12 protein-coding genes are annotated in these 10,765 nt (G+C 65.3%); 2 read left to right on the forward strand and 10 right to left on the reverse strand.

The annotated features are described in order from the left end of the window. Positions 1–2: 2 nt before the first annotated feature. The 10 genes from ABDB84_RS15280 to ABDB84_RS15325 form a co-directional block, all read right to left on the reverse strand. Positions 3–1,973 (reverse strand): heme lyase CcmF/NrfE family subunit, encoded by a 1,971-nt coding sequence (locus ABDB84_RS15280; RefSeq protein WP_345920617.1) that lies wholly within the window; start codon positions 1,971–1,973, stop codon positions 3–5. Position 1,974: 1 nt separating this feature from the next. Then, a complete protein-coding gene (locus ABDB84_RS15285) occupies positions 1,975–2,268 on the reverse strand; it encodes a type II toxin-antitoxin system RelE/ParE family toxin (protein ID WP_345920618.1) in 294 nt (97 codons plus the stop codon). Then, positions 2,259–2,525, reverse strand: a complete 267-nt coding sequence (locus ABDB84_RS15290) for a ribbon-helix-helix protein, CopG family (protein ID WP_345920619.1) — start codon at positions 2,523–2,525, stop codon at positions 2,259–2,261. The genes ABDB84_RS15285 and ABDB84_RS15290 overlap by 10 nt, the downstream gene beginning before the upstream one ends. A 66-nt stretch (positions 2,526–2,591) precedes the next feature. Beyond that, complete coding sequence (gene ccmE, locus ABDB84_RS15295; RefSeq protein WP_345920620.1) at positions 2,592–3,038, reverse strand: cytochrome c maturation protein CcmE; 447 nt, start codon at positions 3,036–3,038, stop codon at positions 2,592–2,594. A gap of 20 nt (positions 3,039–3,058) precedes the next feature. Next, positions 3,059–3,229 carry a heme exporter protein CcmD gene (gene ccmD / locus ABDB84_RS15300; RefSeq protein ID WP_345920621.1) on the reverse strand — a complete coding sequence of 57 codons (171 nt, stop codon included), beginning with the start codon at positions 3,227–3,229 and terminating at the stop codon, positions 3,059–3,061. After that, the gene (gene ccmC / locus ABDB84_RS15305; RefSeq protein ID WP_345920622.1) at positions 3,226–3,963 is read right to left on the reverse strand and encodes a heme ABC transporter permease CcmC; all 738 of its coding nucleotides are present in this window, start codon (positions 3,961–3,963) and stop codon (positions 3,226–3,228) included. The genes ccmD and ccmC overlap by 4 nt, the downstream gene beginning before the upstream one ends. A 180-nt stretch (positions 3,964–4,143) precedes the next feature. After that, entirely contained in the window at positions 4,144–4,809 is a 666-nt protein-coding gene (ccmB, locus tag ABDB84_RS15310) for a heme exporter protein CcmB (protein WP_345920623.1), read from the reverse strand. Further along, a complete protein-coding gene (gene ccmA, locus ABDB84_RS15315; protein WP_345920624.1) occupies positions 4,806–5,426 on the reverse strand; it encodes a cytochrome c biogenesis heme-transporting ATPase CcmA in 621 nt (206 codons plus the stop codon). Before ccmA ends, ccmB begins: the two co-directional genes overlap by 4 nt. A gap of 48 nt (positions 5,427–5,474) precedes the next feature. After that, positions 5,475–6,629 carry a response regulator gene (locus tag ABDB84_RS15320; RefSeq protein ID WP_345920625.1) on the reverse strand — a complete coding sequence of 385 codons (1,155 nt, stop codon included), beginning with the start codon at positions 6,627–6,629 and terminating at the stop codon, positions 5,475–5,477. Between the two features lie 49 nt (positions 6,630–6,678). Next, entirely contained in the window at positions 6,679–7,539 is an 861-nt protein-coding gene (locus tag ABDB84_RS15325) for a response regulator (RefSeq protein WP_345920626.1), read from the reverse strand. Positions 7,540–7,749: 210 nt separating this feature from the next. On the opposite strand from ABDB84_RS15325, the gene ABDB84_RS15330 reads away from it, so the two are divergent. Then, on the forward strand, positions 7,750–8,421 hold the full coding sequence (locus ABDB84_RS15330; protein ID WP_345920627.1) for a TetR/AcrR family transcriptional regulator: 672 nt from the start codon (positions 7,750–7,752) through the stop codon (positions 8,419–8,421). Between the two features lie 13 nt (positions 8,422–8,434). Then, positions 8,435–10,762: an acyl-CoA dehydrogenase gene (locus ABDB84_RS15335; RefSeq protein WP_345920628.1), complete on the forward strand. Its 2,328-nt coding sequence runs from the start codon at positions 8,435–8,437 to the stop codon at positions 10,760–10,762. Positions 10,763–10,765: the final 3 nt, after the last annotated feature.

The raw sequence follows: 10,765 nt of genomic DNA on the forward strand, positions 1-10,765 counted from the left end.
CTCTATGCAGATTGGGCGGCGAGGGCGGCGCTGTGCTCGCGCGCAGCCTGCTTGCGGTAACGCTTGTCGCAGGCCGCCAGCACGCCGCCGAGGGTCATCAGCAGGCATCCGGCCCAGATCCAGCTGATGAAGGGCTTGTAGTAGAGACGCACGATCCAGGTGTCGGCGCTGATCGGTTCGCCCAGCGAGACATAGACGTCGCGGAACAGGCCGTTGTCGATCGAGGCTTCGGTCATCGGCATCTGGCGCGCGGTATAGACGCGCTTTTCAGGCGTCAGCGTATTGATGTGCAAACCCTTGCGTGAGAGTTCGATTTGCCCGCGCGCAGCGGTGAAATTGGGGCCGCGCACGTCTTCGATGCCGCGCAGGGTGAAATCGTAGCCGGCCAGCTGTGTGCTGCTGCCGATCTTCATCGGCACGTCGGCCGTGGCTTCGAGGCTTTTCACCAGGCTGACGCCGATGATGAAGACGCCGATGCCCAAATGCGCCAGCCACATTCCCCACCAGGCTGCGGGGATGGTGCCCAGGCGCGAGCCGAGTGCGGCGCCCGGGCGTTCGCCAAGACGTTCGCGCAGCAGCTGCAGGCTGCCGATCAGCACCCAGGCGGCCAGGCTCAGGCCGAGGGCGCTCCGCCAGCTGAGTACCTGCAGGCCGGCTGCCAGGCCGATGCCGATCAGCAGGCTGAGCGCCAGCCCCGGCGCCAGCTTGCGCAGCAAGGCGGAGAGGGCGTGCGCTTTCCAACGCACGAAGGGGGCAACCACCATGAGGAACACCACCGGCGCCATCACCGGCACGAACACAGCTTCGAAGTAGGGTGGCCCGACCGACAGCTTGCCCAGATTGAGCGCGTCGAGCAGCAGCGGGTACAGCGTGCCGAGCAGCACCGTCGCGGCGGCCACGGCGAGCAGCACATTGTTGGTGAGCAGGAAGGTCTCGCGCGAGGCGCCTTCGAACTGGCCGCCGCCAACCAGCTTGGGCGCGCGCCAGGCGTAGAGCGCCAGCGAGCCGCCGATGGCGATCACCAGCAAGGCGAGAATATAGACGCCGCGTCGCGGATCGGCCGCGAATGCGTGCACCGAGGTGAGCACGCCGGAGCGCACGAGGAAGGTGCCGAGCAGGGACAGCGAGAAGGCGGCGATGGACAGCAGCACGGTCCAGCTCTTGAAGGCGCCGCGCTTTTCGGTGACCGACAGGGAGTGGATCAGCGCCGTGCCGACCAGCCAGGGCATGAAGCTGGCGTTTTCGACCGGGTCCCAGAACCACCAGCCGCCCCAGCCCAGTTCGTAATACGCCCAGCCCGAGCCGAGCAGGATGCCGCAGGTCAGGAAGCTCCAGGCCGCCAGGGTCCATGGCCGTGACCAACGCGCCCAGGCGGTATCGAGTCGTCCGGAGATCAAGGCGGCGATGGCAAACGCAAAGGCCACCGAGAAGCCGACATAGCCCATGTAGAGCAGGGGCGGGTGGATGATCATGCCCGGGTCTTGCAGCAGCGGGTTCAGATCCTGCCCTTCGGCCGCGGCCGGCAGCAGGCGCTCGAAGGGGTTCGAGGTCAGCAGCAGGAAGGAGAAGAAGCCGCCGCTGACCAGGCCCAGCACGCCCAGCACGCGGGCGACAAAGTTTTCGGGCAGCTTGCGCGCCAGCGAGACCGCCAGGGTCCACAGCGAGAGCATCAGGCCCCACAGCAGCAGCGAACCTTCGTGGCTGCCCCACACGGCGGTGATGCGGTAATACACCGGCAGCAAGGTGTTCGAGTGCGAGGCGACGTAGAGCACCGAGAAGTCATTGCCGACAAAAGCCGCCGCCAGCGCCAGGAACGACAGCAGCACCAGGGCGAACTGCAAGCGCGCCGCCGGGCGTGCGATGCGCATCAGGGTGGCGTCGCCGCGCTGCGCGCCAATCAGCGGCACGACGCCCTGGATCAGGGCGACGAGGAAGGCGAGGATGAGGGCGAAGTGGCCGAGTTCGGGGATCATGTCAGTTCTTTTCGTTTCGGTCTTCGCGGGAGTGCCAGACACGCAGGATGAAGATATCGCCGGACGGATCGATCCGGTAACGCAGTACATAAGCACTGGCACCGAATGGTGCCAACCACTCGCGCATGCCTGCACTGCCATGCTGGCGACCGATCTGTGGTGTGTTCAGCAATTGTCGGGCGGCCTGCAAAATGAGTTCGGCCGCCTGATTGCCAGCCGTGCTGCTGTATTGGTCCAGAAAGGCAATGAGGCGTTCAACATCATCGAGCGCGTCAGGCGACCACTTCAGCGCCATGAGCCGCGTTCACCCTTGGCGAGTTTGTTCAGCCATGCATCGGCAGTTTCAGCGCTGACATGCTCGCCGGTCAGCGCATAGTGCTCCCAGCGCGCCATGTCTTCCTTGTGCTCGCGCTCACGGCGCTCTTCACGCTCCAGGTATTCGGTCAGCGCGGTCTTGATGATCCAGTGCGGCGTGCGATCCTTGGCTTCGGCCAGGGCGCCAAGGCGCTCGCGCAACGCGTCATCGACTTTGACTCCTAGGGTGGTCGCCATGCTGGTCTCCGGTTGCAACTGTTGCAACTATTATTGCTGCGCGATCTGTACCGTGCAAGCGCTTGCTCAGGGTTGGGCTGCCCGCGTTGCCGCGTGCGCCTGGTCGACGGCCGCCTTGGCTTCCGGCGGCATGTAGTTTTCATCGTGTTTGGCCAGCACTTCGGTGGCGATGAAGCTGCCGTCAGGGCCGACCTTGCCTTGCGCCACCGCGCCGCGACCGTCCTTGAACAGGTCGGGCAGGATGCCTTTGTAAGTCACCGGGATGCTCTTGGCGGTATCGGTGAGCACGAAATGTACGGTCAGGCCGTCAGCTTCGCGGCGAATCGAATCCTTTTCCACCAGGCCGCCCAGGCGCACGTTGCGACCTTGCGGCACCTTGCCAGCGGCGATGTCGCTGGGTGTCTGGAAGAACACCAGGTTGTCGTTGAAGGCGCGCAGCACCAGGAAGACGGCGCCCGCCAGCAGGGCGACGCCGATGCCGATCCACAGGAAACGTTTGTGACGTGCTTTCAATGCATGCTCCGTTGGCCGGCTTATTGATCGAGTTGCTGCAGGGCGCGCAGGCGCTGCAGACTTTGCTTGCGACGCTGTGACAGCAGCCAGAGTTCCGCAAGGATGAGGGCCAGGCTCACGCCGTAGGAGCCCCAGACGAAGAAGCCACGCCCGCCCATGTTGATGAAGTCGGCCAAGGAAGCCCAGTTCATGTCGTCTGCCTCGCGATTTCTGCGGCCGCCCAGTCGGTGTGGCGTTCGCGTTCGAGGATGATGCTGCGCGCACGCCACAGCGTCACCGCAATGCTGTAGGCCCAGGCCGCCAGCGCCATGATCAGCATGCCCCACAGCATGGTCATGGCCATGCTCGGTGACTTGGTCAGGCTCACCGAGGAGCCCTGATGCAAGGTGTTCCACCACTTCACCGAGAAATAGATGATCGGCACGTTGATCGCGCCGACCAGGGCGATGATGGCGCCCGCCTTGTCAGCGCGGCGCGGGTCTTCGATGGCGCTGGTCAGCGCGATGAAGCCGAAATAGAGGAATTGCAGCAGCAACTGAGACGTCAGGCGCGCATCCCACACCCAGTAGGTGCCCCAGGTCGGGCGGCCCCACAGCGCGCCGGTCCACAGCGCGATGAAGCAGAACAGCGCGCCGGTCGGCGCCAGCGCGCGCGCCATGTAGAAGGACAGGCGGGTGCCCAGGCCGAGGCCGATGGCCGACCAGAAAGCCATCGCCATATAGATGACCATGCTCATCCAAGCCGCCGGCACGTGGATGAAGATCACGCGATAGACCTCGCCTTGCTGCGCATCGGTCGGTGCGACGAAGAACGAGATGTAGAGGCCGATGGCGGCCAGCACGGCGGCCAGGGCTGCGATCCACGGCGCCAGCTTGCCCGCCAGCGGGTAGAAGGTTTGCGGCGATGAGAAGTGGAAGAAATTCATGCGTCGGGCGTTGGCGTCTGGGTAAGCGGAGCGGACCTGGGAGCGGATGGCGCGGCGCGATTATCTCAAGCCATGTCGCGCCAAGGGCGAATTCTGCAAAGTATTGTTCAGGACCATCTTGCCGCAAGAATTTCGATAGTGACTGATTATGGACAAATGTGGCGCAAGAGCCTGCCTCAATTAATCGCTGGCAATCCCCAGCGCTGCCGCACAGGCCAGCGGGCTTAGCGCCAGTGCGCCGAGCAGGCCGCCGCCGAGCAGCAGCAGATGCGCGTTGATGGACATGCCGGCGCTCCAGGCATCGACGCTGCCGGCGCCAAACACCAGCACCGGCACCATCAGCGGCAAGACCAGCAGCGCCAGCAGCGAACCGGCGCCGCGCAGGCCGAGGGTCAGTGCCGCGCCGATGGCGCCGATCAGCGAGAGGATCGGCGTACCCAGCAGCAGGGCTGCGCACAGCACGCCGATGGCGCCCGGTTCCAGACCGTACATCAGGGCCAGCAGCGGCGCGACGATCACCAGTGGCAGGCCGGTGGCCAGCCAGTGCGCGGCGATCTTGGCACTCAGCCACAGCACGCGCGGCTCGGGCGAGAGCAGTAATTGTTCAAGCACGCCGGATTCAAAGTCCTGGCTGAACATGCGCGGCAGCGCCAGCAAGGTGGCGAGCAGGGCGGCGACCCACACCACGCCGGGGCCGATGGCGCGCAGCTGGTTGGTCTCGGCGCCGACGCCAAACGGGAACAGGCTGGCGACGATGACGAAGAAGGACAGCGCCACCAGCAGGTCGGCGCGTGAGCGCCAGGCCAGCAGCAGATCGCGACGCAGCACGGCGAGGAACAGGTTCATGCCGCGAAGTCCTGCAGATCCAGCGTACGCGCGGCGAGGCCGGCTTCCTGGTGGGTCGTGAAGATGGCCATGCCGCCTGCCGCAGCGTGGGCGGCGATGCGCTCGCTTAGTGCGCTGACGGCTGTCACGTCGAGCGCCGCGAAGGGCTCATCGAGAATCCACACCGCGCGGCTGCGCGGCAGCAGCAGGCGGGCCAGGGCGACGCGGCGGCGCTGGCCCTGCGAGAGCACGCGGCAGGGCAATCCAAGCTGGCGCTCCAGGCCGATGCGCTGCAGCGCGTCGCGGCAGGCAGCGGTGCTGGCCTCGATGCCCTCGGCTGCGGCGGCGAAACGCAGATTTTCCAGCGGCGTCAGCAGTTCGCTGAGTGCTGGCGCATGGCCCAGGTAGATCAGTTCGGCATGCCAGGCTTCGCGCTCGCGGCGGGTGTCCTGGCCGCGCCAGTGCAGGCTGCCCGTTTCGGCACTGGCCAGACCGCTGAGGATGCGCAGCAAGCTGGTCTTGCCGCTGCCATTGGGGCCGGCCACGCGCAGCAATTCGCCGGCCGCGAGGCTGAAACCAAGGCGGCGGAACAGCAGGCGGTCGCCGCGCAAACAGGCGAGATCATGGGCTTCTAACATGGTCCGGGATTGAACCACATCCGCGCCCGCCGTGCGCTGCGCGGGTGTTCAGAACAGTTCGAAATCCTCGTTGCGGTCGTGCCGGCTGAGGCTGGCGCTGATCCGCGCGAAGTCTTCCTCGAAGGCCACGCCGCGCAACAGCACTTGCAGGATGCGATCAACACTGTTGACCACTTCGCGATTCATCGCTTCCTCCTGGATGCGGTCCGCCGCCAGCCAGCCGTAGTTGGCGCGCACTTCGTCGCTGTGCGATTGCAGCAGCATGCGCACATCGGCGACCAGCAAGCGGTGCTTGTTGCGCAGCTCTTCGACGGTGCGCAGCACGTCGCCCAGGGCGACCTGCATCTGTTCGGCGCGGGCGGCCGATTCCAGGCGCACATGGACACTCTCGGTGAGCGCCTCGGTGGTTTCGGCGAGCACCATCATGTTGTCGCGAATGCGCCCGACCAGCTCGGCCGGCTCGGTCGGCAGATTGCTGACGACCACCGAAACCTTGTCGTAGTTGATCGCCAGTCGATTGCGGAACTGCGTCAGGCGACCCATTTTCGACACATGCCCGAGTACCGACAGCTCCAGCGCGGTGGCCGGCCCTTTCTTGCTCCAGCAGGTTTCCTGCTCGTCATGACGGATCGCCACGCAACAGTCGACGCCCAGGCCATTGGCGGCTTCGACGAAGTTCTGCGCCAGCGCTTCATAGCTGCGACAGCTCAGGCTGGCACGCGCGAATTGCAGCAGCACGCCGTTCTCGCCCATGGTGGACAGAAAGCTCATCGCCATGAAGTGCAGCGAGGCTTTTTCGGCTTTGAGGGCTTCGCGCTCGCGGTGTTTGGCGATGCCCAGGCGCACTTTGCGGATCATGATCTGCGCCGAGACAGGCTTGACGCAGAGGTCGGTGCCGCCCGCGTCGTAGGCCTTGAGGTGCTCTTCGAGCGAGTCATAGACGGTGGCGAAGATGATCGGCACTTCACTGTGCTCGCGAATCCGTGCACAGGTTTCAAAGCCGTTGAGCTGTGGCATGCGCACGTCGAGCAAGACCAGGTCCGGCCGTCGCGATTCGCACAGGGCCAGCGCTTCGGCGCCGGTGGAGGCGCAGATCACCTCGAAGTGGCGGGAGAGGATGCCGCTGTGCAGGGCGCGCGTCGAGGCATCGTCGTCGACGACCAGGACGAGTCCTTCGTGCTCGCCAGTGTGGGTTTCAGTCATAAGAACTCCGTCATGGATGCGTGTTCAATGATTCGGTTTTCACGGCCGCTCAGCCGGCCTTGCTCGTCTGCTGCTGTGCGTGGCGCAATGCCACCTGGCTGCACAACTCGGCCACCAGATCGGTCATGACCTGCAATTCCTTGAGCTGATGGCGCACGCCGCGTGGGTCTCCTTGTGTGCGTTGCGGCACCAGCATGCTGACATTGCCCTGGCGGATGAACAGATGCGCTTCCAGCTCGGCCGGCAGGCCAGCTTTGAGCTGATGGATCACCGACAGCTCCAGTGCGCTGAGCGGCCCTTGGGCGCCCCAGTGCGTCTCGCTGTTGTCATGCTCGATCAGTACGCTGCAATCGGCGCCCAGCATGGCGGCGGCGCTGACCAGATGCTGTGCCAGCGCGGCGTAGCTGTCACAGGCCAGGCAACTGCGGATGAACTGGACCAGGTTGGGCGTCTGCGCGCAGGCCGTGAGCAGCTGCAGCAAAACCGGCGAGCGCGGCGGCGCTTCCAGACGATTGCGCTCGCGCTCGCGGTGTTGCGCGATGCACAGCTGTAGTTTGCGAATCAGCAATTGCGCTGACACCGGTTTGACGAAGAGGTCGGTGCCACCGGCTTCGCAAGCTTTCAGCTGCTCGTCGGTGGAGTCGTGCATGGTGGCAAAGATGATTGGCACCGCGCTTTGTTCGCGCAGCCGGCGGCAGGTTTCGAAGCCATCGAGCTCGGGCATGCCGACATCAAGCAGGATCAGGTCCGGCGGGTGGCGGGCGGCCAGTTTCAGTGCCTCGGCACCGCTGGCCGCGTTGAGGATTCTGAAGTGCGGCCGCAGGATGCCGCAGTGCAGCGCGCGGGTGGCGGCGTCGTCATCGACGATCAGCACCAGGCTTGCGCTCTCAGTAGTTTCAGTGGAGTTCAATTGATTCTCACTTTTTGATACGACGCCATCTGGCTATGCAATACGTCTATAACGACGTGCGCTGAAGATCCCTGAGGGTGAGTGTGGAAAATGCCTAGGGAATGTGATGGAGCGCAGGCTAACCCTGATATACAGGCGGACATGCCAGACTATTATTCAAACGTTCGTTTCTGTTTCTCGCCGCCTTGACCTTTATTCAAGGAGTCTGTCGTGAGCGCAAGTACTCGCCCGGAACGTGATCCCCAGGACACCGTCAGCCGCATCCTCGACGCGGCCGAAGTCCTGTTCGCCGAACATGGCTTCGAGGGCACCGCCATGCGTGCACTGACGGCGCGGGCCGGCGTCAATCTCGCTGCGGTGAACTATCACTTCGGCAGCAAGGAAGGCCTGTTCCAGCGCATCTTCCAGCGCCGTCTGGCCGAACTCAATCGCCAGCGCGTGCAGGCGCTCGACGAGGCCGAGGCGCGCAGTGCCGGCGGGGTGCTCAAGGCCAGCGAGCTGATGGACTGCTTCTTCGGCCCGGCGCTGGACATGGCGGCGGACACCGAGCACGGCGGCCACACCTTCATGCGCCTGCTCGGTCGCACCTATACCGAGCCGGCCGAATTCATCCGCAAGTTCATGGCCGAAGAGTATGCCGAAGTGATGGATCGCTACATCGCCGCGCTCTACCGCGCGCTGCCCGAAGTGCCACGAGAGGAGATCGTGTGGCGTCTGCATTTCATGATGGGGGCGGTGTCCTATGCCATTTCCGGCATCGACGCGCTGGCCCTGATCAGTACCCGCGTCAATGATGATCCTGCCTTGCTCAAGCCGCGCCTGACCAGCTTCCTGCTCGGTGGCCTGCGCGCGCCCCTGCCGCCGGAGGCGGGTTTTGCCTGAAGGAGGTGCTGCGATGAACGCCGTCTTCTTGCTACTTGTCGTCCTCGTGCTGCTGGTGGCCAGCCCACTGCGCCGCCGCCTGCTCACCGCGCCCTTGCTGCGGCTTTACCGGCGCGTATTGCCGCATATGTCGGCGACCGAGAAGACGGCGCTGGACGCCGGCTCGGTATGGTGGGAGGGGCAGTTATTCGCTGGTCGTCCGGACTGGCAGGCGCTGCTGGCCTTCCCGCCGGCCCGCCTGAGTGCGGCCGAGCAGGCCTTCCTCGACGAAGAGACCGAAGAACTGTGCCGTCTCGCCAATGACTGGCAGACCCAGCAGTTCCAGGACTTGTCGAGCGAGGCCTGGCAATACCTCAAGGACATGGGCTTTCTCGGTCTGATCATCCCGCGTGAATACGGCGGCAAGGGTTTTTCGGCTTACGCCCATTCGCAAGTGGTGATGAAGCTTTCCACGCGCTGCTCGGCCGCCGCGGTGAGCGTGATGGTGCCCAATTCGCTGGGGCCGGCCGAACTGCTGCTGCGCTACGGCACCGAGGCGCAGAAGCGCTACTACCTGCCGCGTCTGGCCAGCGGTCAGGAGATTCCGGCTTTTGCGCTGACCAGCCCGCAAGCGGGCTCCGATGCAGCCAGCATTCCCGATCGCGGCATCGTCTGTACAGGCCTGTACGAGGGGCGCGAAGTGCTGGGCATGCGCCTTAGCTGGGACAAGCGCTACATCACCCTGGGGCCGATCTGCAGCCTGCTCGGTCTGGCTTTCCGCCTGTATGACCCGGAGCACCTGCTCGGCGAGGTCGAGGATCTGGGCATCACCTGTGCGCTGATTCCGGCGCGCCATCCCGGCGTGCGCATCGGTCGGCGCCACGCGCCGCTCAATGCGGTGTTCCAGAACGGCCCGAATTCCGGCAAGGATGTCTTCGTGCCGCTGGATTTCATCATCGGCGGGCCGGCGATGGCCGGCCATGGCTGGCGCATGCTGATGGAATGCCTGGCGGCGGGGCGTGCGATTTCGCTGCCTGCATCGAATACCGGCGTGATGAAGCTGACGGCGCGCAGCGTTGGCGCCTATGCACGGGTGCGGGCCCAGTTCAAAACCGCCATCGGTCGCTTCGAAGGCGTCGAAGAGCCGCTGGCGCGCATCGGCGGCAGGCTCTACATGGCCGACGCGGCGCGCCGGCTGACCCTCGCCGCGATTGACCGTGGCGAGCATCCGGCGGTGCTCAGCGCAATCCTCAAGTACCACATCACCGAATCGGCGCGTCAGGTGGTCAACGACGGCATGGATGTGCTGGGCGGCAAGGGCATCTGCCTGGGGCCGCAGAATTTCCTGGCGCGGGCCTACCAGCAAATGCCGATTGCGATCACCGTCGAAGGCGCCAATATCCTCACTCGCAGCCTGATCATCTTCGGTCAGGGCGCGCTGCGCTGTCACCCCTACCTGCTCAAGGAAATGCAGGCGGCGCAGGATGCCGACGCCGCGCGCGGCCTGCGTGATTTCGACGCCGCCCTGTGGCGCCACCTTGCTGCGGTATGCGGCAATGCCACGCGCAGCCTGCTGTTTGGTCTGGGCCTGGCGCCCGCGCTGCATGCGCCGCTGGCCGCGCCGGAGAGCCGGCGCTACATCCGCCAGTTGACGCGCTGGTCTGCCGCGTTCGCCTTGCTGGTGGATTTCAGCCTGCTGTGCCTGGGCGGCCAGCTCAAACGCCGCGAAAAGCTCTCGGCGCGGCTGGGTGATGTACTCTCGCTGCTCTACCTGAGCGCCGCCAGTATCAAGCGTTTCGAGGACGAGGGCCGCCAGGCGGCCGACGCACCCCTATTGCACTGGGCGCTGCAGGACGCGCTGCTGCGCATCCAGCAGGCCGTGCAGGGCGTGCTCGACAACTTCCCCAGCCGCAGCCTGGCTTTTGCGCTGCGTGTGCTGATCTTCCCGCTCGGCGCGCGCCAGCGGCCGCCTTCCGATGCGCTTGGCCACGCCGTGGCGGCCGTGCTGATCCAAGCTTCGGCAAGCCGTGATCGTCTGCTTGATGGCAGCTATGTGCAGCGTGGTGATGAGGAAGACCCGGTCGCCGTGCTGGAGCTGGCACTGGAAGCCTGTGTGCAGGCCGAGGGGATCGAGGCGCGTTTGCATGCCGCGCACAAGGCGGGGCAGCTGGCGGGGGCCGACATCGAGGCGTGGATGGCCGATGCCGCTGCGCGGGGACTGATCAGTGCGGGCGAGCGGGTCATGCTGGCGCGGCGCGATGCGCTGCGTCAGAAGGTGATTCGTGTCGATGATTTTCCGCCAGATCTGAGCGCCCGTGAAAGCTTCAATCCGCCGCCGCGCAGTGTGGCGCGTGCGGCCTGAGTT

The sequence above is a fragment of the Uliginosibacterium sediminicola genome (genome assembly GCF_039631295.1).
Lineage (GTDB): Bacteria > Pseudomonadota > Gammaproteobacteria > Burkholderiales > Rhodocyclaceae > Viridibacterium > Viridibacterium sediminicola.

What these genes read in the sequence shown, in the direction of transcription:
- ABDB84_RS15280 (WP_345920617.1), bottom strand. Translation starts at nt 1,973, where the DNA reads ATGATCCCCGAACTCGGCCACTTCGCCCTCATCCTCGCCTTCCTCGTC.
- ccmD (WP_345920621.1), bottom strand. Translation starts at nt 3,229, where the DNA reads ATGAACTGGGCTTCCTTGGCCGACTTCATCAACATGGGCGGGCGTGGC.
- ABDB84_RS15290 (WP_345920619.1), bottom strand. Translation starts at nt 2,525, where the DNA reads ATGGCGACCACCCTAGGAGTCAAAGTCGATGACGCGTTGCGCGAGCGC.
- ccmB (WP_345920623.1), bottom strand. Translation starts at nt 4,809, where the DNA reads ATGAACCTGTTCCTCGCCGTGCTGCGTCGCGATCTGCTGCTGGCCTGG.
- ABDB84_RS15320 (WP_345920625.1), bottom strand. Translation starts at nt 6,629, where the DNA reads ATGACTGAAACCCACACTGGCGAGCACGAAGGACTCGTCCTGGTCGTC.
- ccmA (WP_345920624.1), bottom strand. Translation starts at nt 5,426, where the DNA reads ATGTTAGAAGCCCATGATCTCGCCTGTTTGCGCGGCGACCGCCTGCTG.
- ccmC (WP_345920622.1), bottom strand. Translation starts at nt 3,963, where the DNA reads ATGAATTTCTTCCACTTCTCATCGCCGCAAACCTTCTACCCGCTGGCG.
- ABDB84_RS15335 (WP_345920628.1), top strand. Translation starts at nt 8,435, where the DNA reads ATGAACGCCGTCTTCTTGCTACTTGTCGTCCTCGTGCTGCTGGTGGCC.
- ABDB84_RS15285 (WP_345920618.1), bottom strand. Translation starts at nt 2,268, where the DNA reads ATGGCGCTGAAGTGGTCGCCTGACGCGCTCGATGATGTTGAACGCCTC.